The 26443-nt window shown below is 64.3% G+C and carries 19 protein-coding genes; 6 read left to right on the forward strand and 13 right to left on the reverse strand.

The features are described 5' to 3' along the window. Nucleotides 1-13: 13 nt before the first annotated feature. The 4 genes from HMPREF2617_RS07850 to HMPREF2617_RS07865 are packed head-to-tail and all read right to left on the reverse strand — an operon-like array spanning nt 14 to nt 12803. On the reverse strand, nt 14-1813 hold the full coding sequence (locus HMPREF2617_RS07850) for an acetyl/propionyl/methylcrotonyl-CoA carboxylase subunit alpha (protein WP_070840459.1): 1800 nt from the start codon (nt 1811-1813) through the stop codon (nt 14-16). A 14-nt stretch (nt 1814-1827) separates the two neighbouring features. Beyond that, nucleotides 1828-2055 (reverse strand): hypothetical protein, encoded by a 228-nt coding sequence (locus HMPREF2617_RS07855; RefSeq protein WP_070840460.1) that lies wholly within the window; start codon nt 2053-2055, stop codon nt 1828-1830. Between the two features lie 11 nt (nt 2056-2066). Continuing rightward, nucleotides 2067-11105: a type I polyketide synthase gene (locus tag HMPREF2617_RS07860; protein ID WP_070840461.1), complete on the reverse strand. Its 9039-nt coding sequence runs from the start codon at nt 11103-11105 to the stop codon at nt 2067-2069. Between the two features lie 45 nt (nt 11106-11150). After that, the gene (locus HMPREF2617_RS07865; RefSeq protein WP_070840462.1) at nt 11151-12803 is read right to left on the reverse strand and encodes an acyl-CoA carboxylase subunit beta; all 1653 of its coding nucleotides are present in this window, start codon (nt 12801-12803) and stop codon (nt 11151-11153) included. Between the two features lie 121 nt (nt 12804-12924). On the opposite strand from HMPREF2617_RS07865, the gene HMPREF2617_RS07870 reads away from it, so the two are divergent. Next, entirely contained in the window at nt 12925-13302 is a 378-nt protein-coding gene (locus tag HMPREF2617_RS07870) for a holo-ACP synthase AcpS (protein WP_070422877.1), read from the forward strand. Nucleotides 13303-13321: 19 nt separating this feature from the next. Here HMPREF2617_RS07870 and HMPREF2617_RS07875 read toward each other — a convergent pair whose 3' ends face one another. Together HMPREF2617_RS07875 and HMPREF2617_RS11915 are read right to left on the reverse strand one after the other, a co-directional pair. After that, on the reverse strand, nt 13322-14008 hold the full coding sequence (locus HMPREF2617_RS07875; RefSeq protein ID WP_070840463.1) for a type 1 glutamine amidotransferase: 687 nt from the start codon (nt 14006-14008) through the stop codon (nt 13322-13324). 2 nt (nt 14009-14010) lie between these two features. Further along, nucleotides 14011-14175 carry an RNA helicase gene (locus HMPREF2617_RS11915; RefSeq protein WP_141750460.1) on the reverse strand — a complete coding sequence of 55 codons (165 nt, stop codon included), beginning with the start codon at nt 14173-14175 and terminating at the stop codon, nt 14011-14013. 73 nt (nt 14176-14248) lie between these two features. Between HMPREF2617_RS11915 and trpS the strand changes: the two genes are divergently transcribed. Beyond that, on the forward strand, nt 14249-15259 hold the full coding sequence (gene trpS, locus HMPREF2617_RS07880) for a tryptophan--tRNA ligase (protein WP_070570522.1): 1011 nt from the start codon (nt 14249-14251) through the stop codon (nt 15257-15259). Between the two features lie 38 nt (nt 15260-15297). Here trpS and HMPREF2617_RS07885 read toward each other — a convergent pair whose 3' ends face one another. Beyond that, entirely contained in the window at nt 15298-17190 is a 1893-nt protein-coding gene (locus HMPREF2617_RS07885) for a heavy metal translocating P-type ATPase (RefSeq protein WP_070840464.1), read from the reverse strand. Then, nucleotides 17187-17546 carry a Cd(II)/Pb(II)-sensing metalloregulatory transcriptional regulator CmtR gene (locus tag HMPREF2617_RS07890; protein WP_070422823.1) on the reverse strand — a complete coding sequence of 120 codons (360 nt, stop codon included), beginning with the start codon at nt 17544-17546 and terminating at the stop codon, nt 17187-17189. The genes HMPREF2617_RS07885 and HMPREF2617_RS07890 overlap by 4 nt, the downstream gene beginning before the upstream one ends. A 139-nt stretch (nt 17547-17685) precedes the next feature. Between HMPREF2617_RS07890 and HMPREF2617_RS07895 the strand changes: the two genes are divergently transcribed. Further along, nucleotides 17686-18780 (forward strand): YhjD/YihY/BrkB family envelope integrity protein, encoded by a 1095-nt coding sequence (locus tag HMPREF2617_RS07895; RefSeq protein ID WP_070450414.1) that lies wholly within the window; start codon nt 17686-17688, stop codon nt 18778-18780. Here the strand turns inward: HMPREF2617_RS07895 and HMPREF2617_RS07900 are convergent. The 5 genes from HMPREF2617_RS07900 to HMPREF2617_RS07920 are packed head-to-tail and all read right to left on the reverse strand — an operon-like array spanning nt 18740 to nt 23807. Next, nucleotides 18740-20011 (reverse strand): D-alanyl-D-alanine carboxypeptidase family protein, encoded by a 1272-nt coding sequence (locus HMPREF2617_RS07900; protein WP_245167944.1) that lies wholly within the window; start codon nt 20009-20011, stop codon nt 18740-18742. The two genes, HMPREF2617_RS07895 and HMPREF2617_RS07900, sit on opposite strands and share 41 nt — an antisense overlap. Then, on the reverse strand, nt 20012-21136 hold the full coding sequence (locus HMPREF2617_RS07905; RefSeq protein WP_083279474.1) for a trimeric intracellular cation channel family protein: 1125 nt from the start codon (nt 21134-21136) through the stop codon (nt 20012-20014). Between the two features lie 25 nt (nt 21137-21161). Continuing rightward, on the reverse strand, nt 21162-22400 hold the full coding sequence (locus HMPREF2617_RS07910) for a hypothetical protein (RefSeq protein WP_070840465.1): 1239 nt from the start codon (nt 22398-22400) through the stop codon (nt 21162-21164). Between the two features lie 34 nt (nt 22401-22434). Beyond that, entirely contained in the window at nt 22435-23529 is a 1095-nt protein-coding gene (locus tag HMPREF2617_RS11735) for a C40 family peptidase (RefSeq protein WP_246821151.1), read from the reverse strand. Further along, the gene (locus tag HMPREF2617_RS07920) at nt 23526-23807 is read right to left on the reverse strand and encodes a hypothetical protein (RefSeq protein ID WP_070771954.1); all 282 of its coding nucleotides are present in this window, start codon (nt 23805-23807) and stop codon (nt 23526-23528) included. The genes HMPREF2617_RS11735 and HMPREF2617_RS07920 overlap by 4 nt, the downstream gene beginning before the upstream one ends. 74 nt (nt 23808-23881) lie before the next feature. Here HMPREF2617_RS07920 and upp point away from each other — a divergent pair, with 74 nt between their 5' ends. The 3 genes from upp (at nt 23882) to HMPREF2617_RS07935 (ending at nt 26418) form a co-directional block, all read left to right on the forward strand. Further along, entirely contained in the window at nt 23882-24517 is a 636-nt protein-coding gene (gene upp / locus HMPREF2617_RS07925; protein ID WP_070614321.1) for a uracil phosphoribosyltransferase, read from the forward strand. Nucleotides 24518-24664: 147 nt separating this feature from the next. Next, a complete protein-coding gene (locus HMPREF2617_RS07930; RefSeq protein WP_070482389.1) occupies nt 24665-25153 on the forward strand; it encodes a helix-turn-helix domain-containing protein in 489 nt (162 codons plus the stop codon). Nucleotides 25154-25215: 62 nt separating this feature from the next. Continuing rightward, nucleotides 25216-26418 (forward strand): amidohydrolase, encoded by a 1203-nt coding sequence (locus HMPREF2617_RS07935; RefSeq protein ID WP_246815296.1) that lies wholly within the window; start codon nt 25216-25218, stop codon nt 26416-26418. The last annotated feature ends 25 nt before the right edge of the window (nt 26419-26443 follow it).

The raw sequence follows: 26443 nt of genomic DNA on the forward strand, positions 1-26443 counted from the left end.
CGCAGGCTAGCGGCTACTCGTCGGTGATGTCGAGCAGTGCCGCGCCCTTATCCACGTGGCTGCCGGCCTCCACGGCGAGGTTTTTCACCACACCGCTCTTGTGGGCCTTGACCGGGTTTTCCATCTTCATGGCCTCGAGGATGACCACGATGTCGCCGGCTTCCACCCGGGCGCCCTCGGCGACCTCGGACTTGACCACGGTGCCCTGCATCGGAGCGGTCAGGGTGTCTGCGCTGGCAGCGCCCTTGCCGGACCCCTTGCCGCCGGATCCGCCATTACGGGAGCGGCGCTTGCGGTCTCGGCGGCGCTGCGCCACTGCGCCGAGAAGCAACGGCTCCGGCAGCGTGATCTCGATCGATCGGCCGTTGACCCCGACGGAGACGGTGCGGCGGCGCGCTTCGTCCTGCTCACCGTCTTCGCCAGCGCCGTCGGACTCGTAGGGCGCGACGTCCGGGTCCCATTCCTCTTCGATCCAGCGGGTGTAAACGGAGAATTGGGTGGCGTCGCCGGTGAAGGCGTCGTCGTCAAGCATGCGCTGGTGGAAGGGGATGATGGTCGGCATGCCTTCGACCCGGAATTCGGCGAGGGCGCGCTTGGCGCGGGCGATGGCCTGGTCGCGTGTTTCGCCGCGGACGATGAGTTTGGCCAACATCGAGTCGAACTGGCCGCCGATGGTGGAGCCGGCGCGGATGCCGGAGTCGACGCGAACGCCGGGGCCTGCCGGTTCGATGTAGGTGGTGGCGGTGCCGGGCATGGGCATGAAGTTGGTGCCGGCGTCTTCTGCGGTGATGCGGAATTCGATGGCGTGGCCGGTGGGTTCCAGGTCGGCGTCGAAACGCAGTGGCTCGCCGGCGGCGATGCGGAACTGCTCGATGACGAGGTCCACACCGGTGGTTTCTTCGGTGACGGGGTGCTCAACCTGGAGGCGGGTGTTGACCTCGAGGAAGGAGATCAGCCCGTCGGAGCCAACCAGGTATTCGACGGTGCCAACACCCACGTAACCTGCCCGCTTCGCAATCGCTTTGGCAGAGGAGTGGATGCGTTCGCGCTGCTCATCGGTGAGGTACGGGGCGGGGGCTTCCTCGATGAGCTTTTGGAACCTGCGCTGCACGGAGCAGTCGCGGGTACCGGCGACGATGACGTTGCCGTGAGTATCCGCCAGCACCTGCGCCTCCACGTGGCGGGCACGGTCGAGGTAACGCTCCACGAAGCACTCACCGCGGCCGAACGCTGCCTTGGCTTCGCGGGTGGCGGACTCGAACAGTTCGCGGATCTCGCCGCGGGTGCGGGCGACCTTCATGCCACGGCCGCCACCGCCGTACGCCGCCTTGATAGCCACAGGCAGACCGTGGGTGTCGGCGAAAGCGACCACATCGTCGGCGCTGTCCACCGGGTCTTTCGTGCCCGGCACGAGCGGTGCGTCGACCTCCTCAGCGATGCGCCGGGCGGTGACCTTGTCGCCAAGCGCGTCGATCGCCCTTGGCGGCGGGCCGATCCAGGTCAGGCCCTCGTCGATGACGCGCCGGGCAAATTCGGCGTTCTCTGCCAAGAAGCCGTAGCCGGGGTGGACGGCGTCTGCGCCGCTGTCGCGGCAGGCCTTGAGCACTTTGTCGATATCCAGATAGCTTTGCGACGACGTCTCGCCACCGATCCCAATCGCCTCGTCCGCCATTTCGGTGTACGGCGCGTCTTTGTCGGGGTCGGCGTAGATCGCCACGGAGGCAAGGCCGGCGTCGCGGGCTGCGCGGATGATGCGGACCGCGATCTCGCCGCGGTTGGCGACGAGGACCTTGCGGAACGGAAAGTCATGCATGTGTGCGGTCCTTTCTAGAAGTAGGTGACGTTGCCGATGGTTTGCTGGGCGCCGAACGGCTGGCCGAACGCATCGCCGAACACGTTGTCTTCGTAGGCAGTGCCGGTGCCGCCTGTCGCGCCAGCAACGCCAGGTGTGCCGGCAACGGCCTGCCAGGAATGGGCCTCGGCGAGGACGGTGGTCAGTGCTGCCAGTTCGTCGTGGGACAGCGACGTGTCGTCGGTACGAAACAGTGGTGTCATGGTGTCTCTCCTTAAACGGTCGGGGTCGCGGTCGGGTACGTGCCGTCGGCGTTGAGACGGGCATCAGGGTTGAGCAGGAGTGTGATCTCGTCGGCGTGGTCGTCGATACCGGCGAAGCGGCGGTTCTCCACCTGGGTGAAGAGGTCGGCGCGGCCGATCATTCCGGCTTCGAGTCGGCTTGCGCCCTGGGCGAGGCGTTCGGTTGCGCGCTCACGCCAGGCGGCGGCGTCGCGGCCGTCGCGTGTCAGTGCGGCTTCGAACACACCCGGGTGGCCCAGCACGACGAGCGCGCCGACGTGGCCGAAACCGAGCGAGGTCAGCGCCGCGGCCTTCACGTTGCCGGCACCGAGGGCGAGCGGGGAGCGCAGCCACACCAGGTTGGTTGCCTTCGGCTCGATGAGCGGGTCGACGCAGTCCAGGGAGGCGTTCGGCGGGAGGTCGCCGGTGGCCAGCACGTCGAGGAGTCCGCCGGTCTGCAGCAGTGCCGCACCTGCCTTGGAGTGGCCGGTGAGGGTCTTTTGCGAGATGACGTACATCGGCGCGTCCGGGTCGCGGCCAACGGCCGGCCACAGCACCGAGTGCAGTTCGGACTCGTTCGGGTCGTTGGCGTTGGTGGAGGTGTCGTGCTTGGACAGGACGGTGACGTCGTCAGGGGTCAGCCCCAGCGAGGACAGGGAGCGGGCCAGGCGCGAGTCGGTTCCGCCGCAGGCCGCAGCCAGCACGCCGAGGCCTGGTGCCGGGATGGAGGTGTGCGCGCCGTCGCCGAAGCTGGAGGCGTACGCGACCACTGCCAGCACCGGCAGGCCGAGTTCGGCAGCGAGGGTGCCGCGGGCGAGCAGGACCGTGCCGCCGCCTTCGGCTTCGAGGAAGCCACCGCGTCGGCGGTCGTTGGCGCGCGAGATGAAGCGGCCGTCGATCCCTTGTGCCGTCATCTTGGCGGTTTCGGCGGTGGCGTTCATGTCGCCGAAGCCCTGGAGGGATTCGACCTGGACGTCGTCGATACCGCCGGCGACCACAAAGTCGGCCTTGCCCAGCGCGATCTTGTCCACCGCTTCTTCGATGCTGACGGCGGCGGTGGCGCAGGCACCGACCGGGTGGATCATAGAGCCGTAGCCGCCGACAAGTGCCTGCATGGTGTGGGCAGCCACCACGTTGGGCAGTGCTTCCTGCAGGATGTCGGTCTGGCGTTCCTCGCCGATGAAGCGGGAGACGAACACCTTGTGCAGCGATTCCATGCCGCCGATACCGGTGCCTTGGGTGGTGGCGATGAAGGACGGGTGGACCTTCTGCATGAGCTCCGCCGGGGTGAAGCCGGCGTTGATGAACGCGTCGACGGCGGTGACCAGGTTCCAGGCGGCCATGCGGTCCATGCCGTCGGCCATCTGTGCGGGGATTCCCCACTTGGTCGGGTCGAAGCCGTCCGGCATCTGGCCAGCGACGGTGCGCGTCAGGGTGGCCTTCTTCGGCACGTGTGCCAGGGCACCGGCGTGGCGGGTCACGCTCCATTCGCCGTCGATCTGGCGGATGGTGGTCTTCTCACCGTCGGCCTCCACGTATGCGAGAGCTTCCTCTTCCGTGGCCACGGTGAACGTGATGTCGCGGTCGAGGTAGACCTGCTCGAGGTCGATGGAGCCTTGGTCGGTGAGGAAGTACTTGTCCGTCAGGGTGCGGATACCGCTGCGTGCGATGACATCGTCGCGGAAGCGCTCGTAGATGTCCTCCTCGGCGACCTCTGCGCCGTCTTCGTCGTACCAGGCCGGGTTCGGATCCTCGGACCAGGTGATCAGGCCCATCATCCACGCCAGTTCGAGGACACCGGCTGCGGTGAGGTCGACCTCGCCCGTGCGCGTGATGCCGTATTCGGCTTCGCGGCGGGTGCGGCCGGAGCCCCAGCTGGATACCTCGCCGATGCCGACGACAACCACCATGTCATCAAGTGCGCAGGTCACATCGCCCACAGCTGCAGGTGCGGGCTGGCGTGGGGTGGCGACGTTCGGCAGTGCGCGCACCGTGGCGCCATTGCTTGTCGACGACTCCGTGCCCGCCACATCAACACGTGCATTACGCGCCAGATCGGCGATGGACACGCCTGCGTCCTCGAGCCCACCTGTGAGGTCGAGATCCAGCGGGGACTGCTTCGCCTGCTCGCGGGATTCCTCGGTGACCAGACTAAGCAGCTGCGTGGAGATCTCCTCCGGGCTCCACACGTGGATACCCGCAGCCTGTGCTGCCGGAACGAGGCCGTCGTTGCCACCCATCAGGTGCGTGCCGGCAACCCAACCGATGCGGGCCTGCGCCAGCGTGACACCTTCTGGCCAGCCGGTTTCCGCGGACCACTTGTTTACGATCGCGTCGAAGGCGGCCTTGACTTCGCCGTAGGCGCCGTCGCCACCGAAGGTGCCGCGGTTCGGCGAGCCCGGCAGGACGATGTGTGCGCGCTCGGCAGGGAAGTGATCGCCGCGCTGCGCCAGGTCGGACAGACCAGCGATGGTGCGCTCCACCGACCACAGCAGCAGGCGGGCCTGCGTTTCGGCGTTGCCGCCGACCTCTGCAAGCGAGCCGGATACCGGCGGCGCTGCGAACGGGAAAGCAAGCGTCGGCGTGAGTGCCGGTTTGATGATCTTGACGTCCTTGCCAACGGTTTCCTTCTGCTCGGAGCCGATCCACTCGATGAGCGCATCGATGTCGCGGTAGGACGACAGGTTCGTCGGCACCAGCCACAGGCGCGCACCCACGGAGGCGTGCTCGGCGAAAAGCGTGCGGGCGAATTCCTTGCGCGCCTGGCTGACGTTGGATGCCGTCATGATCACCGTCGCACCGCCTGCGAGCAGGCCCTCCACCACAGCGGTGGCGATGGAACCCGGCGCGGCGCCGGTGACCAGGGCGACGTCGTTTGCGTACGGCTCGTTCGCTGCGGCGTTGGCGGCAGCGGCGATCTCGCCGAGTACGTTGCGACGATCACCCTCCACGCGCTTGGCGTACCACTCGGCCTGCTTGGCCACGGTGGAACCGGTGCCAGCGAAGCGCTGTGGTGCGAGGTCGAGCTCGCCGAGGGCGACGCGGGCGAGGTCTTCGCGGGCTTGGGCCCAGCGGTCGTCGAAAAGCACTGCCTTGCGCTCGTCGAAGACCGGGGTGACCTGCTTGACCCAGCCGGAGCCGAGTTCTGCCTCGATCGTTTCCACGATCGTGGTGTCCGGTGCGGGGATCTCGGCGACCTCGTTTTCGATGCCGAGCTTGTTCAGCAGCGTGCGGGCGGTAGCCACCAGGGTGTCGGTGACTTCGTCCTTGTAGGCGTCGAGCGCAGCCGAATCCACCACGCCGCCGCCGGATGCGCCGCCGCTGGTGGCCTGGGAGACTGCAACGCCGTAGCGTGCTGCGACGTTTTGTACCGCCTGGTCGATCAGTGCGGTGATCTCCGCCTTGGTTGTGGCCGACGGCAGGCTGTTTAGCGAGCCGCCGCGCACCGATTCCTCGGTGCGGCTGCCCAGCAGGATCTCGGCTTCGACGTGTGCGGTCCAGGATGCGGGCAGGCCCCACGCGGCTGCGAGGTGCTCGCCGACAAACGCCGGCTTCAGGCCTGCGCCGCCGAAGAGCTGGCGCAGGCGGGTGCCCACGGCCTCGCTCAAGACAGCGCCGAACGGGGTGTAGCCAGGCGCGGCGGTGTTCACGCGCGTGTTTAGCGTGGCCACGTCGGCTTCCGCTGCGCCGTCGATGGCGGGCACGCCGAGTTCGGCGGACATGTCCATGAGCAGCTGGTTGCGTCGCGACGACACCCCACCGGTGAGCTCCTCAATAGTGTCCGAATCGTTGATCTGCTCGGGGCGGATCTTGTTCTGCAGCGCGAACAGGACGGTGATCGCATCGGCCGCGGTGAAGGGAAGGTCGGACGCGGGTGCGCCGGATGCAGCAGGTGCAGCCGGTGCAGCCGGTACTGGCTCTGCCGGTGCGGCGGGGGCCGCGGGTGCAGCCTCGGCGGCCGGTTGCGGGGCGGATTCTGGGGCCGGTTCGGCGTCTGTTTCGGCCGGGGTGTCGTCGACAAGCACAGGCTCCGGCGCGGACACCACGTCGTTGAGCATGACAATGTCCTGGCTCGCCTCAACGTTGAAGACCGGCACGTGGATGCCAATGACATCCATCTCGCGCTTAGCCAGGTTGGTCAGCGTCGGCGAGGACGCAAGGCCGACCTCGATGACCTGGTCGACGCGACCAAGCAGGTAGTCCTGCGTTTCAATCCAGCGCACAGGCGAGGCGAACTGCCACGCCAGCAACTCGATAAGCAACGTGCGTGCGAGCGTGTTGCGTTCGGTGTTCTCCGGCGTCATGCCCTTGAGGCGCTCGGAGGGGACCTCGTCGGTGACGGCGTCGATGAACTGCTGCGTCAGCGCGAACGGCTTAGCCACCAGGTTCGGGATGTAGCGATCCACCAGCGTGTCCACGTCGATGATCGCCGGCATGTGCTCGTCGAGCTTCTCGGCGAAGTCCGCCACACCCTCGCGCAGCACGCGCGAGTGGAACGGAACGTCCACGCCCGGAACCGTGACGTAGGCGCGCGGCGTGACCGAGTTGGCCTTGCGCTCCAGAGCAGCAAGGCCGCGCTTCGTGCCCGCGACGGAGTACTGCTGGCCCTTGATGTTGTAGTTGACAATCTCCAAGAATTCGCCGGAATCCTGCGCAACACCAGCGACGTAGGCCTCGACCTCTTCCGGGCCGACACCGATCATGTTCGGGCGCAGCGCACCCATGCCGTAGTCGGAGTTACCCTCCGCATCGCGCGGCACCAGGGAGCCCATGGCGGAGCCGCGCGAGTACACGATGTCGATGACCGCTTCCAGATCAAAGATGTTGCCCAGCGCGGCAAGCGCGGTGTATTCACCAAGCGAGTGGCCCGCAAAGTACGCGCCGGAGGCCAACGCGTTGGCCTCGTTCAGGCGCTGGGTCTGGGCGTAGGCGACAACCGCCATGGCCACCTGGGTGAACTGGGTCAGGTGGAGCACACCGTCCGGGTGCTTGAACTCCACACCGCGGATCACCAACCGCGACGGGTTGTCTTCCACAATGCGCTGGATGGAGAACCCGTGGGTCTCGCGCGTGTGGCGGTCTGCGCGGCGCCACACCTCGCGCGCCGCAGCGGAAGCCGCACGGTCGCCGTTGCCCATGCCCTGGGTCTGAATGCCCTGGCCGGGGTAGACGTAGGCGGTGCGTGGCTGGGCCAGAAGCGCCTGACCACGGGAGACAACGTCACCCGCGATGCGGCAGGTCACCTCAAGGGCCTGCTGGATGCCGACGCGGCCGACACGCTCGACGGTGATCTCTACCTCGTCATCAAGCTGCACCATGCCGTACATGGAGTAGGTCCAGCCGATGACCTGGCCGTGGCCGGCAGCGAGGTGCTGCGCGGTGGCAGACAGCCACATGCCGTGCACCAGCGGTGCATCCAGGTTGACCAGGGCGGCAGCGTTGGCGGAGGTGTGGATCGGGTTGTAGTCGCCGGAGACCAGCGCGAACGGGGTCATGTCCGACGGTGCGCGGACCACGGTGCGGTCCACGAACGAACGTGGGGTCGGCTCCGCCTGATCGCTTGCCGCGCCGCCGCCGTACGCCGGCGCCGGGACTGGCGTCGCGGTGCCGGTGGCGCGACCACGGATGGCAAAGCGCTGCATCTGGGTTGCCACAACCTCGTCGCCAGAGCGCAGCTCCAACTCGACGGTGACAATGCGGCCAGAGGTGGACTCGGCAATAGAAGTGCACTTGGAGGTCACGTCGATGCGCCTGCCATCCGCAAGCTCGGACAGCGGGACACGCAGGTCAATGACGTGATCCAGGTGGACCGCGTTGAGCAGACCCTCGATGACCGGCGTGCCATCAGCCAGCCTGCCGGAGCCCAGCGCGGCGTAGATCGCCGGCCAGCAGGGGCCAACCAACACGTCCGGCGTACCAACCACAGCGTTGTCGGCCACAGCGCCACCCGTAACTGCGGAGTGCGACGCCAGTAGGGAAGCAGGCAGCGTAAACGACGAGCGCGCCACACCAAACGGTGCGTCCTCGGTCGGTTCCTCGATCTGCGGAATCTCAGTAATCGTGTCGCCGGCCTCGCTGACCGAACCGACACCCGCCAGGCCAGACAGCAGCTCGAAGACGCTGTCGGAAAGACGATCGCCGTCCACAACCGGGGAGGCACCCGTGCCTGCGCCGGCAGGGATCTCGACCGGGATGTTCACCTCACGCACGTAGAACGGGCGCTTATCTTCCGGCAGGTGATCCCATGCGGAATCAGCGTGGATCCGGATCGTCCACTCACACTCACCGGCCGCGTTGGTGGTTGCCTCCACGTCGAAGGCGTCCTCGTCCAGCGCGTATGCCGGGTTGGCCATCAGGTGGCCGTGCCACACCAAGGTTGGGCAGGAGCGCAGGTACGCGGCCTCGTCGGCGGCGTCGCTGCGTCGGGCGAAGCGGGATTCGGCGGTGACGCCGTCGTCGATAAGCATCTGCGTCGCGGCATCTTCAAAACGTGCCAGCAACTGCGCAACCGGCTCGTTCTTACGCGTAATGCCAGCAACCGCAACCGGGCCAGGGATGATGCGCACCTGGTCAGCGGTGTAGCGCTCATCTTGCGCCTGCCACAAGGTGTCCTTGCCAAACCAGGACTTCAGATCCGCATCAAGTGCCGGCACCCACGGCATCGGCTTCGGGTAGGCGTAGTGCAGGCCGATCCACCACGCCGCATCGCGCGGGGAAACCACAACCTCGCATGCCTGCGGGTAGTGCTGCAGCAAGGTCTGAAGGCCTTCGCGCGGGGAGATCTCGACATCGTCGGGGAAGAGGGTCGGGATCTCACCGTGGTCGGCTTCGTTCAGGCGTGCCTCGATGCGCTGCAGCAACGCGACAAAGCGCGCGTTCCAGGTCTGGTCGATGAACGGATCGGCGAGCTCGACGAAGCGCTCGACCCACTCGGCGTACGTCATCGTCTCCACGTCGCCGAAGTAGGGCTTCGCCGTCTTCGACAGCGCCTCGATGATCTCTTCGCGGTGCGCCGCGTACTCCTCAATATCCAACGAGGCGATAAACCGCGCCGCCTTGGCAAAGGAGTTGTCCAGGTCGTGCAAGTCTGCCAGCAGGTGCGATTGCGACGACGCCACACCGGCCACGCCACGACCGCGGCCGACCCAACCGCCGTTGTTCTCCGGGGGCAGGCCCGGCGTATCCACGAGCAGCTGCTTGACCGAATCCGTGGCCTTCGCCTCCTTCGTGGCCATAGCCACGGTGCCGACGAACACACCATCCACCGGCATCGCAGGCAGCCCGAACTTCTCGGACCAACGGCCCGTGATCAGTTCCGCGGCACGCTCCGGCGAGTACACGCCACCGCCGACGGTGAGCACCGCGTTGTCGTGCGCACGAATCTCCGGGTAGGTCTCCAGCAGCATGTCTTCCAGGTCAACCCAGGAGTGGTGGCCGCCAGCGTGGCCGTCTTCCACCATCAAGATGACCTGGTCGTCCGGGTTCGCTGCCGCGATGGCAAGCGCGTTGCGGATCTGCTGCGTCGTACCAGGCTTGAGCGCAATGTAGGGGAAGCCATCCTGGTGCAGCTGCGCGAACAGTTCCGTAGCTTCTTCAACTTCCGGGATGCCTGCGGAGATGCACACGCCGTTAAACGGGGCACCGGCCGCGCGGGCCTTTGGCACCATGCGCGTTTGGCCGAACTGCAGGTTCCACAGGAAGCGGTCGAAGAACATGGTGTTGAACTGTGCGGTGCGACCGAGCTGCAAAAACGCCTTGAGGTTGGCGGTGTGCTTGCCAAACTCCTCCTCGGAGTACATGCCGCCACCGGCAAGTTCTGCCCAGTAGCCGGCGTTGGCAGCAGCGGCGACGATCTCGCCGTCCGCAGACGTCGGCGTCATGCCACCCAGGATGATCGGGGACAGGCCAGTCAGCGACGAGAACTTCGTCTGCGTGTACGTCTTGCCGTCCGGCAGCGCAATCACTCGCGGCGCGTAGTCCGAATAGTCCACGCCCTGCGGCAGCTCAGCACCCGGGCGTGCGAGGTCGTCGCGTTTCGCGGCAGTGGATGCATCGAGCACAGCGACGCCGGAACCGTTGGCCAGGTTGGTCACAATGGTTGCCGTCGCCGAATCAAACGTGAAAATGTGGCTCGCACCCTGGGCAATCAGGTCGCGCACGACTTCGGTGAAATCGAACTGATCCACCAAAATTGACTGCGCCAGTTCACGCGGGGTGGTGGTTTCAAACGTGATCCCGCACGCGTCCGCCCACTGCTGCGCCAGATCCACACCAGGGGCGTTGGTCTCCACATGGAAGGGGTACGCAACATCAAGCGAATCGAACACCGGCGTGATTTCGGAGCCGCCGTACTCCACTTCCAACTTGGCGTTGTATCTGCTCGCAGCCGCTTCGATGTCCTTGCGTGCCTGCGCGAGCGCCTCCGGGCTGCCGGACAGCACCACGTGGCGGTGCCCATTGATCACGCTGATCGGAGCAGCTTGCGTATCGACGACAAACTCACCGACCTGCTCAGGCGTCAGACCTCGAACCGAAAGCATCCGGCTGCGCGAGTCGGCGGCACCGTACACGTTGGTCGCGGCGGCACCCATGATGAACGCGAACGCAAGCGCCTTCTCCGCAGCCTGCGGGCCGTTGGCGCGATCCAGTGCGGCAGCGCCCAGGATGCCCTGCGAGTGACCGGCGAACAGTGCGTCGGCGGTGTCCAGGCCGAGCTGCTCGAGGTCTTCAGCAGCAACAATCTGCGATAGCAAAATCGCCGGCGCGCTGACTGCGGGCAGGGCGTCGATTGCCTCGTGCGCAGCATCTGCATCCATCGCCTCGCGGATACGCTGCACAACCCCCGGCACCACAGAGGCCAACGGGCGGGCGACGGCGGCGGTGAGAGACTGGGCGTCGTTAAGCAATTGCTCCATGCGGCTGCGTGCCACAGGAGTCGCAGCAGCATCAGCGAGTGCCTGCTGCCAGGAAGAACCCTGCCCCGGGAACAGGATTGCGGGACGCTTCAGGGAAGAAAAAGAGGTGGAATTCATAACAGTGTCCTTATGGTCCTTTGTGGTCCTTGAATCGGAGCGGGATTAGAGCGGGATATTGCCGTGCTTGCGCATCGGACGCGCCACGGTCTTGTCACGGAAGAAACGCAGTTGCGCTGCGAGAACCGCAGGGGTTTCGCTTGGGAGGATGACCGAATCGATCAGACCGCGCTCAGCGGCCTTGTACGGGTTGAGCATCTCGTCTTCGTAGTCGCGCTCGTACTTCGCAATCAGTTCGCGGAGCTCCTCGTCGCTCACACCGGAGTCGCGGGCGTTAGCAATGTCTTTGCGGTTGATAAAGCCGACTGCGCCAGACGCACCCATCACCGCGATCTGCGCGGTCGGCCACGCCAAGTTCACATCGGCGCCGAGGCCCTTCGAACCCATCACGCAATACGCGCCGCCGTACGCCTTGCGCATGGTCACGGTCACCTTCGGCACGGTTGCCTCGCCGTAGGCGTACAGCAGCTTCGCGCCGCGGCGCAGAATGCCGCTGTGTTCCTGGTTCGCGCCGGGCAAGAAGCCGGGAACGTCCACCAGCATGACAATTGGGATGTTGAAGCTGTCGCAGGTGCGGATGAAGCGCGCGGCCTTTTCCGCCGAGTCAATGTCCAAGCAACCTGCGAGCACCATGGGCTGATTAGCGACGAAGCCCACCGGCTGGTCCTCAATCCGACCAAACGCAGTGACGACGTTTTCAGCGCGCTGCTCCATGACCTCCAGGAACTCGCCGTCGTCCGCGATATGCGCAATCACGTCGCGGACCTCATAAGGGGTGTTCGGCGAGTCTGGGATCAGTGAATCCAGCGCGGCAGCATCGGTGGCGTCTGCCTCTGCATCGGTTGGGGTTGCCGGGCGCGGCGCCGACTTCTGGCGGTTGTTCGACGGCAAGTACTCGAGCAAGTCAGCCACCCAGTCGAGCGCATCCTCGTCGGATTCCGCAACGTAGTGGCAGTTGCCGCCCTGCTGCATGTGGATCCAGGCGCCGCCGAGCTCCTCCTGCGAGATCTCCTCACCCGTGACCGTCTTGATCACATCCGGGCCGGTGACGAACATCTTCGAGGTCTCATCCACCATGACCACAAAGTCGGTCAGTGCGGGGGAGTAGGCGTTACCGCCGGCGCAAGCGCCCATGATCACGGAGATCTGCGGGACCACGCCGGAGGCTTCGATGTTGTGCAGGAAGGTCCGCGCGATCCAGTCCAGCGATACCGCGCCGTCCTGGATGCGGGCGCCTGCACCTTCATAGAGGCCGATCAGTGGACGACCGGTAGTGACGGCAAGGCGCTGAATCTTGGTCATCTTCTCGCCGTAGACCTCACCCAACGCGCCACCGAAGACGGTGCCGTCCTGGGAAAAGATGCAGACCTCGCGTCCTTCGATCGTGCCGAATCCGGTGACAATGCCATCCGTTGCCGGCCGCTTCGCCTGCATCCCGAAGTCATGGGTGCGGTGGCGGGCGTGCTGGTCGAACTCCACAAACGAGCCCTCGTCCAGGAGGTAGTCCAAGCGCTCACGTGCGGTCAGTCTGCCTGCTGCGCGGACCTTCTCCAGTGGTTTTGATCCCATCGGCTCGGCCGCTTCGGTGCGTCGTTGCACGAGGTCATCGTGTTTTTGGGCTGTGGTCGCCGGTGCCGGGCTTGGCGCCGGAACCGCTGCCTTTTCAGTCTGATGTACACCTGTAAACGTATTTGGCATGCTGGCATTCTAAACCTACGAATCCGTAAGTTACTAGTCGGTAGGTAAATTCCCAGCCACACAGCAGGTTCTATTACGAACGCCAACCCCCGATGGACATTCAAGAAACTAGGCTTTGACCATGCATATCGGCATCGACCTCGTGGACGTTTCCTCGTTCGCCCAACAAATGGAATTCCCAGGTTCTACCTTCGGTTCTGTGTTCACCGACCGCGAGATACGCACGTGCAACACGAAACCGAATCGTGCTGCATCGCTCGCCGGACGCTGGGCGGTAAAGGAGGCTTACATCAAAGCCTGGTCCCAAACGATCATCGGCCAGCCCCCGCTTATCACCCCGGACGAGCTCAACTTCGCCGAGATAGAAGTAGTCAACGACGCATTCGGGCGACCTGTGGTCCAGTTGCACGGTGAGGTCGCACGGTTAGGCCCCCACGTCCAAAGCGTCTCCCTGAGCCACGACGGCGACTATGCGATTGCCACTGTGATCGTGGACTAAGGGTGCTTGGCCGGAAGGCTTACCGCCACGCCTGGGCGGCACGGACGAAGCCAGCTGCAAGGGTGCGGCCGGTGTGGGTGAGGTGGTCGTCGTGAAGCGAAAGCTCCTGGGCCACGGCGGCAGCGTCATAACCGCTGCGCGCGGCCCACTGACCTGCAACAGCAGGGGAGCATTCGGGGTGGAACTGCACCGAGACGATGGAACCGAGACGCATCGCCTGGATGGGGCAGCGGGCACTCGAGGCGAGCAGTTGCGCGCCGGGCGGGAGCGACACCACTGCATCGTGGTGGGATTCGACCACAACCAATTCGGGATCGAGGACGCCGAAAAGAGGATCGGCAAGACCAGCTTCGGTCAGCGACACTCGTGCGGCGCCCTCTTCGTCCTGACTGGCTAAGCCGACGGAAACTTCGCCCCCGAAGCAGTCGGCGATGATCTGGTGGCCAAGGCAGATACCCAGCACCGGCATGCCTGACGAATGAGCTGCGCGAAGGAGATCGTGGACGGCGGGCAGCCAAGGTGCGGCCTCGGCGTCCAGAGCGTTGGTGCGACCGCCGAGGAGGATGAGGGCGGAGGTGGTGTCGTCGATACGCGGTGGCGTTTGGTTGAGATCGACGACATCGAGCTCAGCGCCGGCGCGTTCGAGCCATGGGCCGAGGCGCTGGAGCGGGCTGATCGGGTCGGGCTGGAGAACAGTGATGCGCATGGTCAGAGGTCAAAAGAAGCGACGCGACGCATTTCATCAGTGACACGGATCTTGCCTTTGCCCTCGCGCTCTCTCTTGAGGATCAGCTTTGCGAAAGCAATCTGGCCACGGGGCGGACGTTCTCCTTTGACATCTTGAACTGCCTCAGGGCGGTTACTCACAGTCATCGCTGCTCCTTTCGTGGGCTTCATCGTAGCGAGTACACAACCCTCGGTTCCCTCGAATACGCATCGGGTTAATATGTGGTGCATGCAACGCGTGCTTTCCGGAATTCAGCCCACCGCCGACTCTTACCACCTGGGAAACTACCTGGGTGCACTGAAACAGTGGATTGATCTGCAGGACGGCTATGAGGCCTTCTACTTCATTCCGGATCTGCACGCGATCACGGTTGACCAGGACCCGGAAGAGCTGCGCCACCGTACCCTCGCAGGCTGTGCGCAGTTGATTGCGCTGGGTATTGACCCGGAGCGTTCCACCCTGTTTGTGCAGTCCCACGTGCCGGAGCACGCCGAGCTGACTTGGGTACTGCAGTGCCTGACTGGTTTTGGTGAGGCCAGCCGCATGACGCAGTTCAAGGACAAGTCGGCCAAGCAGGGCCAGGACCGCACGTCGGTTGGTCTGTTTACCTACCCAGTGCTGATGGCTGCGGATATTTTGCTGTACTCGCCGCAATTGGTGCCGGTGGGTGAGGATCAGCGTCAGCACTTGGAGCTCACGCGTACGCTCGCGGAGCGCTTCAACTCCCGCTACGGCAAGACGTTCACGGTGCCGGAGGGCATGATCGTCGAGGGTGCGGCGAAGATCTACGACCTGCAGGATCCGACGTCGAAGATGTCCAAGTCGGGTGCGAACCCGAAGGGCATTGTGAATCTTCTGGACGAGCCGAAGACCTCCGCCAAGCGCATCCGCTCCGCCGTGACTGACAACGATGGCGTGATTGCCTACGACAAGGAAAACAAGCCGGGCGTGTCCAATCTGCTGGTGATTCAGTCGGCGCTGACAGGCAAGTCGATCGACGACATCGTCGCCGGCTACGAAGGCCAAGGCTACGGCGCGCTGAAGGTGGATACGGCGGATGCGCTCGAGGCGTTCACCACGCCGCTGCGCGCGCGTTACGACGAACTCATGTCGGATCGTGCCGAACTCGAAGCCATCCTCGCCCGCGGTGCCGAGCGCGCCCGCGAGGTGGCATCGCCGCTGCTGAAGGACGTGTACGAGAAGGTTGGGTTCTTAGCGCCGAAGCGCTAAGGGCTAGCGGCGGAGCCAGGTCCGTTTCCGGCGTAGCCTCAGCGCTTCGCTCGTGCGGCCCGCAGGCCGTTCAAGATCACGATGACTTCGGCGACCTCGTGAACCAACACCACGGCGGCTAGGCCCAGCACGCCGGTGATCGCCAGCGGCATCAACACGATGATGATGGCCAGAGACAGCACGATGTTTTGGTTGATGATCCTGCTGCCTCGGCGGGCGTGCTGCAGAGCCTGCGGGATCAGCCGGAGGTCGTGGCCGGTGAAGGCGACGTCAGCGGACTCGATCGCGGCGTCAGAGCCGGTCGCTCCCATCGCAATGCCCACCGTCGCGCCTGCCAGTGCCGGCGCGTCGTTGATGCCGTCGCCGATCATCGCCGTCGGCGTCTTGGAGGAGAGTTCGGCGACGATGTTTGCCTTGTCCTCCGGGCGCAGCTCGGCGCGCACGTCGTCGATTCCGGCGATTTCAGCCAGCGCCCGGGCGGTACGAGTGTTGTCGCCGGTGAGCATGCTCACTTGCACGTCGTTGGCGCGCAGGGTCTGCACGGCTTCGGGAACCTCGGGCCGCAGCTCGTCGCGGACGCCGATCGCTCCGGCGAGGGTGTCATCGACGGTAACCAGGACGCAGGTCTGGCCCTCGGACTCCATGCGCTCAACGTCTGCCTTCAGTGGCCCGGCGTCGATCCACCGGGGGCTGCCCACCAGCACCCGTCGACCTTCGACGGTGCCGCCGATGCCATGCCCGGCTTCCTCGCTGATGTCCGAGGCGGTGGGCGCTTCGGGCGCCGCTGCCGCGATCGCCGCGGCGAGGGGGTGCGTCGATTGCTGTTCAACTGCCGCCGCGAAAGCAAGCACCTGCGCCCGATCGAATCCGTCCGCCGGGACCACGCCGGTAACCTCGGGCTGGTTGCGGGTAAGGGTTCCGGTCTTGTCCACCGCCAGGTGACGGATGCCGCCGAGCCGCTCGAACGCCGCGCCGGACTTGATGACCACTCCGAACTGACTGGCCGCGCCGATCGCGGCCACGACCGTCAGCGGCACGGAGATTGCCAGCGCGCACGGCGAGGCTGCGACCAGAACCACCAACGCACGGGTGATCCACGTCTCGGGGTCGCCCAGCAGCGAGCCAATCACACCGACCAGCACCGCCAGGATCATCACCCCGGGCACTAGGGGTTGGGCGATCCGGTCGGCGATCCGAGCGCGGTCGCCCTTTTCCGCCTGTGCCTGCTCGACCAGGTCGACGAGGGTGGTCAGCGAGTTGTCCGTTCCAGCTGCGGTCGTCTCGATCTCCAGCACACCGGCGGAGTTGATTGCTCCCGCGGGTACCTCGTCGCCGGGTGCGACCTCCTCCGGAATGGATTCTCCGGTGATCGCTGAGGTGTCAAGGCTGGATCGTCCGGAACGAATGATGCCGTCCGTGGCGATTCGTTCCCCGGGGCGCACGAGCATTAGCTCGCCAACCACGAGGTCCTTCGCTGCGACCTCGACCGCCGTGCCGTCGCGCAGCACCGTCGCGGTCTGCGGCACCAACTTCAACAGTGCCCGCAGTCCGCTCTGGGCCCGGTCCATCGCCTTGTCTTCCAGTGCCTCGGCGATCGAGTACAGGAACGCTAGCGCCGCGGCCTCTCCGACGTAACCGAGGATCACCGCGCCGACCGCACTGATCGTCATCAGCAAGCCAATGCCGAGCTTGCGCTTCGTGACAAGGTTCCGGATCGCTCCAGGTGCGAACGTGTAAGCGCCCAACAGCAGGCCGACCCAGAACAGTACTGTCGCGGGTGTCTCCAAGTCGGACCAGTCCAGCGCCAGACCTATGAAGAGGGCTATGCCGGAGAAGATCGGCAGTAGCAACTCGGGGTCCTTCCACCATGGCCGATCGAGCTCTTCGACCTCCGCGGCGGGTTTGTGTTCGCATCCACACGCTGAACTCATGCGTCCGCTCCCTTCTCGCCGCAGCCGGGGACCGAGCACTCAGAGTCGATGCATGGGGCGTTTTCGTCGACAGCCAGCGTCGCGTTGACCAGCGCGTTGAGCGCTGCTGCGAGATGCGGATCGGCGATTTCGTAGCGTGTCTTGCGGCCCTCCGGCTCGGCGACGACGATGCCGCAGTCGCGCAAGCAGGTCAGGTGGTTCGAGACGTTCGAGCGGGTCAGATCCAGGTCGCGCGAAAGCACGGCCGGGTAGCTCGGGCCGTCGAGTAGTGTCATCAGGATTCTGGAACGCGTCGGATCCGCCATGGCCCGGCCGAGCCGGTTCATGACGTCGAGGCGTGAAGCAATGGTCAGCATGCGCTGAACTGTACAGTGGCTACTGAACTGGCGCAAGGTGTGAGGAGTCTGCTACTGCCTCCGCCCCCGCTACGCCGTTTCGCAGGCTCCTCTACGATGTGTTCGGTAAAGCACATCCGTTTAGAAGGGACGTCCGTCGATGGCAACCTCGACATCGCCGCGTAAGGCGTACACCGACGAACAAGGAATCGAGCGCGCCTCGAAGCAACAGCAAGAAGGCCTAGAGGCGAAAGTAGAGGAGAAGGCGCCCGCTGCGGCTCACGTGCTGCGGATGAACGAGCGCTTCGGTTCAGAAGGCGGTAACCAGCTTGCCGGTGGCATTACGTACTTCTCGGTGCTGTCGCTGTTTCCGCTGCTCATGCTGATCTTCGCCGGCCTCGGTTTCTTCCTGAGCGCTCGGCCGGATTTGATCCAGGAGATCGAAAACCAAATCACCTCCTCGGTCGACGGCGATCTGGGCGACATGCTCAATGAACTGGTCAATGCTGCTATTGATCAGCGCGGTGCCGTTGCCGGTATCGGTTTGCTAACCACTCTGTGGTCCGGCCTGGGGTGGATGAACAACCTGCGCGTGGGCGTGTCCGCAATGTGGAAGGTGGATGCGAACGAAGGCGGCAACTTTGTCACCAAGAAGTTGGCGGACCTGCTGGGCCTGATCGTGCTCATTGTCCTGTTCGTGGTGGCTGCAGGCGTGACCGCGGTTGGCGTGTCCGGCTGGACCAGCACCGCAATGGAGCGCCTTGGCATCGGTGATTTCCCGGGCGCGCGCCTCGTGGTGTGGGTCGTTGGATTCCTGGTCAGTGTGCTGGCCAGCTTCTTGGTCATGCTGTGGGTGAACATGTACATGCCGCGCACGAAGGTGCCGGTGAAATCAGGTCTGAAGGGTGCGCTGCTCGGCGCGGTTATCTTTGCCATCTTGCAGCAGTTCGCAGGCCTGGTGATCTCTTCCGCTACCGGTAACCCGGCGGGTGCGATCTTCGGCCCGATCATCACCCTCATGGTTGTGCTGTACCTGATCTGGCGCGTGGTGCTCTACGTTGCAGCATGGACTGCGACGACGCAGGAGTCCCTGGACGCAGCCCCGGCGGAGGTTCCGGAGCCGGCCGTGATCAATATCCGTGCAGGTGCGGTGCGTAACACCGATAAGTCGGCGTCTACCGGCAAGGCGCTTGGCGTCGGTGCCGCGCTTGGCGCTATCGGCGTTGGCCTCGCTTCCGTGCTGACGCGAGACTAACCACAGCGGCAAGCAACGCGAGGGCCACAACGCCCGCAACGACAAGGTAGGACCACCAACGGTTCCAGGCCGTCTCCTCTTCCATACCGGAGTTCTCTTCGGGCGTGGGGGAGGGGGCGGCCTTCGTCGTTTCAGGGGTGTTGGTCTCTGGGGGCGCTAGCTTTGCGACGACACCCTCCACCCCATACGCCGCATGCAGCAGCATCTGCGCCTGTTCCCAGGCGCGGTGTTCGTGGGCAGTGGTGTCGAGGACGACGGCGACGAGGCGGCGGCCATCGTGGTTGACCGCACCGACGAAGGTGTGGTTGGCGTCGTCGGTGTAGCCGGTTTTTCCACCGATGCCGTCAGGGTCGTTGAGGTAGAGCTTGTTGTCATTCCACAGTTCAAACGCTGGTAAGTCGTCGAAGCCGGGGAACGTGTAGGACTCGGTGGCGACGATGTCCGCGAACGTGGGGTTCGCAAATGCCGCTTTGTACGCCAGGCCCATATCCCACGCGGAGGTGGACATGCCGGCGCTGTCCAGGCCGGAGTAAGAGGTGGCGCGGGTATCGGTCATGCCGAGTGTTTTGGCCATTTCGTTGATCTTCAAAAGCGTCATCTCGTTGCCGCCGAGCGCCTGGGCGAGCGCGTGGGCGCAATCGTTGCCAGAGGCCAACAGCAGACCGTGGAGCAGGTCGTTGACGGTGTAGTCGCCGCCCTCGCCGATGCCTGCGGCGGAGCCTTCCTGGCCCGCGGACTCGGCGGATACCGGCACTTTCTGGTCTAGCGGCAGTTCGTCGATCGCCGCCAATGCCAACAGCACTTTGATGATCGATGCCGGACGGTATCGTCCGTGCGGATCCTTCATCGCCACCACGTCGCCGGAATCCAGGTCAGCCACCAGCCACGCGGATGCGAGCACGTCCTGCGGAACCTCGTAACCGTCGGCGACGCTGACCCCACACGGCCCGTCGTAGGTCACCGGCAACGCGTCCGGCGTGCTTGTGGCCCGTTCTGAGGTGGAGACAGGCTCCGGCGGCCAGGTTGCCTGCGGGCAGTTATCGGTATCGGGTGCTTTGTCGCGCTTGGGTGGGACCCAGTTGCCGGTGTCGTCGTAGTAGCCGGTGGTGGGGGCGGCCGGCTCGATGGCATCGGTTGGGGCGGGGGTTTCGGCGTCTTGCGCGTTCGCTGTCAAGCACAGCCCCATGCTCAAACACACCACCGGAACTGCTGCCAACGTGCGCTTGATCATTTAGGACCCCTTCTGTTTGTAGCGGGTGACGAGGCGGTCGATGAGCTCGTCGGTAAGTTTCTCATCGGAAAGAATGATATCGAGCATGTCAGCATGCATCGCCTCAGTTTCCTCCGGATCTGGTTCTACCTGGTCATCGTAGGAATCGCCGGAGAGATCCATGCCGATGCCGTCGAGGAGCCCCTCGTCTTCAACAGGGGTGTCAATTCCCGTGGCTTCTGCGAGCATCTCCGCATCAATAGCGGGGAACTGGGTGGTGAACTCGGTGAGGAAATCATCCGCATCGCTCATCGCCTGCGCCGGGCGCTTGCCCTTGCGGATCTCCGCATCGATGCGACGCTGCAACGCCTTCTCCATCTGGCGGTGGCGCCAGGAGCGCACACGGGTTGGCTCCAACTCGCGGGCCACCGCGCGTGATTTGTTCTCAGCCTTGCGCGCAAGCGTGGCTACCTGCGTCGCCGTCGCGTTCACAGTGGTATTTACCGGAGCGAACTCCGAGTCGGTGGAAATGCGCCAGTTGCCGTAGTAGCCGAACAGGAACAGGGCGAAACTGGCAACAGGTCCGAGAATCATGCCCCAGGCGAGGTAGCCAGTGGCGTTGCCGATCAGCGTGATCACTGCACACGCCACTGCCGGCAGCACGGTGGGTTGGTTACCGCCAAACACTGACGGTTCTTGCCCGGTGACCACGTCGCGGATCATGCCGCCGCCGGTCGCGGTGAAGACACCCATCATGATGGTGGGCACAACCGGAAGCCCGTACTGGATTGCTTTCGACGCACCCGTGGACGCCCACAATGCGGAGACCAACGCGTCGCCATGCGATTGCAAAAATTCCCATGCGCGGCCCTTGAAGTAGGTGAACCTGGCGATCAACGCGCCGGTAAACGCAAGGATCAGGTACTCAGGCTGGCTCATTGCTGCGACGGTGCCCTCGTTGATCAGCACGTCGCGCAACATGCCTCCGCCGAGTGCGGAAAGCATCGCGATGAAGAAAAACCCCACGATGTCGTAGCCGAGTTGGCGTGCCAGGGTGCCGCCAATGACACCCATGAGGAGCACGCCGGAGATGTCCATCCAGTGATAGATGGCGTTGATGAGGGGGTCGACCTGGTCCACTGCCATAGCCGACCATTCTAAACCTCAGGTCTTAGAACTTGGAGAAGCGCTTGATCAGCTGGTTTTCCATCTCGGTCCACGCTTCTGCCTTATCGGTGAACGGTGCGGACGGAACGTAACCGGCGGCGCGGGTGGAGCCAAGCATGTACGCCAGGTAATCCTGCATGCGCGGGTTGGCCAGCAGCAGGGAGTTCAGCGAATCGTCCTTCGCCCAGTCGGCGGCGTCCGCGAGCAGTTCGTAGGCCTTGGCCATCTGCTTGGTGTCTACCGCGTCGGTGCCCTTGGCAATGTCGGCGGCGATGCCGTTAAACGAGTAGGAGTTGTCCGGGTGAACCTCCACCTTGAGATCACCAGCGTTTGCCGCGTTGAGGATGTCCTGCCAAGTGGACACGCCTGCGAGGTCGTGGTCGTCGTTTTCCAAAATCCAGCGGCCGAGGTGCTTCGTGGACGGGAAGGTGATGATCTCGCCGTACTTACCCAAGAACACCGGCGCGCCGTTCAGGTACGTGCGCAGCGTGTACACGCTCTGGCCCTGGATGGAAACCTTCACCGGGTCGATGCCAGCAAGGCCCCAAACGGAGGAATCGTACGGGTCCTGCGCGGCGGCCTGTGCCTGCTCGTCGGCGCGGCGCTGCTCCTCAGCCGCTGCGCGTGCTTCCTTCGCGGCGGCGATTGCGGTGGCTGCTGCGGCAACCTCGTTCGCGTCGAGATCTTGCGTATCGACGACACGCACCACCTCATCCAGCGACTCCACAACCTGCTTCCAATTGGTCAGCACAACGCGGCCCACACCTGACCATTCAGACATGCCGTTCTCGCCCGCGTAGTGGTCCGCGCCACGGTTGACGTTGCCCAAAATGGAGTGGGAGGCGAAGAAGATCTGCGCATGCTCAGCGCTGGCCACCTCGGCCAGCGAACGCGACACCTGGAAGACGCGTGCCAGCGACGAGACGTTCTCGTGGCTCGGACGGCCCGCTAGGAAGTTCGGGGCGCCAATGATGTCGTAGTACTGCTTGTCACCCGGCACGACGCGGTCGTCGCCCTGAGTGTTAAACGCCTCCCACTTTGGGTGGTCACTCAGGTCATGCGACGGGTTGGTGTTGAGGTAGGCCAGAAGCTCCTCGGGGGAGTTGAAGGCGAGGACCGATTGGTCGTCGCCAAGAAAGGCCTGCCACTGCGTGCCCTTCTCTTTCCAGGTTGGGGCCCACAGGGTGTAAAAATCGCCCTCGGTCAGGGACAGTTTCACGGGAAGGATCGCGCGGGTACTCATGGGGTGAGAGTCTACTCAACTCACAGCCAGCAGATTAACCGGTTGGCCGCCAGAACCCGTAGAACGGCATTCCGATGTTCTCGGTGCGCACCGGGTTCATCTGTACCGGGTCGCCGGCCTCAATCATCATGCCGTCGCCTGCGTACATTGCGGCGTGGCCCGACCAGAGCACAAGATCGCCCGGCTGCAGTTCCTCGTAGGACACCTGCCTGCCAACCGTCTGGTCGGCCGCAACGCGAGGAATCTCCATCCCTGCCTGGCTGTATGCCCAAGATGTCAGCCCGGAGCAGTCGAAGCCACCAGGGCTCGACCCTCCCCAGACATATGGCGTGCCCAGTTGGCTTTTCGCTGCGGCCACTGCGGCTGCGCCGACTGGTGAACCACCCTGTGCCGGTGCTGGCGTGGGCTCCGGTGGAGGAGCAGACATTGGCGTGACCTCAGGCGGAGCAGGCGCGGGGACCGTGGCTGCGGGTTTCGGTGCAGTCGGCAGCGCCGCGGCCACAAGCTGGCGCGGGGATGATGGCACCGAGGCCGATAGGCGCTGCAACTCTGCGTTCGCTGCCTCACCGAGCGCGCCCGGACCCGGCATGACACGGGCGGCCGCCGCAGCGGTCGACGCACCCAGTTTCGTCGCAAGGGTGCCCAGGTCCTTCTCCAAGCTCTGCAAAGCCGCCATCGCAGCATCGAGCGCCTGACAGACTTGAGCCGCTACAAACGCCGCTGCACCAATTGGGCCGATTGGTGTCGCCGCAAGCGCGGGCGCTGCCGCGGCGTTGCGCATGAGACCGATTGCAATAGAGACAAGCTCGGCGACCGCGGCCGAAGCGCGGACTGACCCGCGCAGGACTGCGTCACTGATATCTGCACGGTAGGCCGCCAGGTCGGATGCAGCCTGCAGCCTGGTTTCTCCGCTCGCGTTAGCAACCTGTGCGAGCGGACCGAAGTCCTTGAAGTCCGGCATGCGATAGCCCGGAAGGGTCGGAAAATCGATGATGTCTGCCATGGACAAAATCTGTGCCGCAGCAGTACCGATATCTAACGAGAAGTTCAGGTGGCGGTTGTTTGTCACTGATGGCGGCCCGCCTAGCGAGGAAAGCGCGTCGAGCATGGTGCTAAGGGTGGGGTTCATAGTGTCGCTCCAAACTTGTGGCAGGTGGCGGTATCGACGGCGCACGCAGCATCAACGGTGAGGTCCATGGTTGCGGCGATGCGCCGGGCTTCGTCGCGAAGCAAAGTGGCGTCACTGTTCGCTTGCTCGATAGCGGTGGACACTGCGTTGTGGAATTCGCTCAATGGCCACACATCGGGCACTGGCACATGGTTGAGGGCGCGCAGCGAGGCTGCGTCGTTGCGTAGAGAATCGGTCATGGAAAACACGGATGCGGAATCAAATTGAAAGACAGTCATGCACATTGGACGGCGAAAACCCCACGCCGGTTCCCTCGTAGGAGAAAAAACTTCGGTGAATTAGCATGGGCGGCATGGACATCACGGTTATTAACCACCCGCTGGCTGCTTCGCGGCTGACCATTATGCGCGACAAGCGCAGCGACAACGCAGCTTTTCGTGCGGCGTTGGCCGACCTCGGCGCAATGCTGATCTACGAGGCGGCGCGTGATTTGAAAGTCGAGCAGTTCGACACCGAAACCCCAGTTGCGGTCGCTCAAGGCACGCGGCTGGCCACCCCGCCGATCATCGTCCCGATCATCCGAGCCGGTCTGGGCATGATCGACCCAGCACTGTCGATGATCCCGGACGCCCAGGTGGGCTTCATCGGCTTGGCTCGCGACGAGAAAACCCACGAACCGGTGCCGTACCTCGAAGCACTGCCCGACGAACTGTCTGGACAGCCTGTGTTCCTGGTGGACCCGATGCTGGCAACCGGCGGCTCGCTCATCCACGCCATCGATCTGCTTGTTGGCCGCGGTGCGGACGACATCACCTGCATCTGCATGGTCAGTGCACAGCCGGGCGTGGATGCGCTCAAGGCTCACGGCGGGCCTGTCCGCCTGGTCACCGCAACGATCGATCCGTCGCTGAACGAGGACGCCTACATCGTGCCTGGCTTGGGCGATGCCGGTGATCGTCTCTACGGTCCGCGCAACATCGACCTCTAACGCGCATAACGCGCGCACAGTACAAGCGCAGCGCAAGGTCTACGCGCCACGGAACCGAAAATAACCGTGGCGTGCACACTTGCGCTGCGCTACATTGTGAGCACAACGGCACAACAGCACAACGACACAGCCAGGGGGAGAGCTGTCATGGGGGAATTGCTACCGGACTCGCACTGGGCCAGCTACGCGCTGGGCTTGGGAGAACGTATTCGCGCGCTGCGCATCATGCGGGGGTTGAGCCAAACGCGCCTTGCGGAACTCGCTGGAGTGTCGCGCTCGCTTGTGTCCAACATTGAGCGCAACGACTACAACGAGCGGGCTGCCGACCCAACCTTAAGCACTCTCTACCGCATCGCTCGTGCGCTGCACGTGCCACCTGCGATGCTGTTGCCGGGCAGTCTTGATGATGTCGACGATGCCTACGTGCTCCAAGGCCCTGACGCCAAAGTGGAGGCGATCATGTTCCAGTGGCCCCGCAGTCCGTACGACACTGCCCGGTTTTCCACCGCCTATCTTCAACCCGGCGCACCGAGGGGAACACCAGTGTTTAGCGTTGCTGAACAGATTCAGCACTGCACTGAAAACGCAGTACCGAAAAAGCAGTGCGCTTCTAGCGTGGCGACGACCCCGGCGTAGACTCTGTGCAACATATGCACTTGCTTGTACCCGCTGTACAGGACGACCTTAAGGGAGGACGCGTGAGTAACGCCGGAATCGCTACAGCCGTGGCGGCTTGGTTTGATCAAAACCAGGACAAGGTCGTGGGGTGGCGTCGGCACATTCACTCACACCCGGAGCTATCCAACGAGGAAGTGGAAACTACCGAGTTTTTGGTCAACGTACTGGAGGAACATGGTCTGAAGCCGGTGCGTTTCCCGGGCACCGGGTTGTATGTGGACCTTGGTCCTACCGAAGGCAAGCGCTTGGCATTTCGCGCAGACATCGATGCGCTGCGTGTGCCGGAGCAAACCGGTTTGCCGTTCGCGTCGGTGAACCCGGGCGTGTCGCACTCGTGTGGCCATGATGTGCATACGACGGTTGCTCTGGGCCTTGCGTGTGCGTTGTCCACGATCGAGCTTGAGCAGGGTGTTCGCGTGATCTTCCAGCCTGCGGAAGAAGTTATGGGTGGCGGCGCGCTGGACGTAGTCAAGTGGGGCGGGTTGGAAAATGTTTCCGCGATTTATGCGGTGCATGCCGAGCCGCATATCCGTGTTGGGGAGATCGGCGTGCGCACCGGTGCGATCACCTCGGCGTCTGACGTGATTCGTATCGAGGTCCAGGGCCCCGGCGGACATACGTCGCGCCCGCAGTTGACCGCCGATGTGGTGTACGCAATCGGTGCGCTGATTACTCAGTTGCCGGCGTTATTGTCGCGCCGGGTGGATCCGCGCACAGGCACTGTGTTGGTGTTTGGCCACGTCAATGCGGGTGATGCGGCGAATGCGATTCCGAAAGTGGGTGTTTTGGAAGGCACGTTGCGCACGGCGGATATTACGACGTGGCGTGAGATCGAGGACTTGATTACGGACCTGATCGACCTTGTCGTTGCGCCGACCGGTTGCACGTACCACCTGGATTACATCCGCGGTGTGCCGCCCGTGCTTAACGACGACGCCGCCACCGCCCTGGCCGTCCAAGCCGCCCGGTCCGTGGACCCGCACAGTGTTGTCTCCGCCCCGCAATCCAGCGGTGGGGAGGACTTTTCGTGGTACCTCGAGCACGTACCCGGCGCGATGATGCGCTTGGGTGCGTGGAACGGTGAGGGTGAGCCACAGGATCTGCACCAGGGGAACCTGAATGTTGATGAGCGGGCGATTGGGGTTGGGGTTCGTTTGTTCGGTGCGATTGTGGAGCAGTACTTCCGGGTGGGTGAGGTTTCTCCGGCTCCGGGTAGACTGTGACGTTGTTTAACCTGTCACGTCAAGT

The organism is Corynebacterium sp. HMSC070H05 (assembly GCF_001837615.1).
GTDB lineage: Bacteria > Actinomycetota > Actinomycetes > Mycobacteriales > Mycobacteriaceae > Corynebacterium > Corynebacterium coyleae.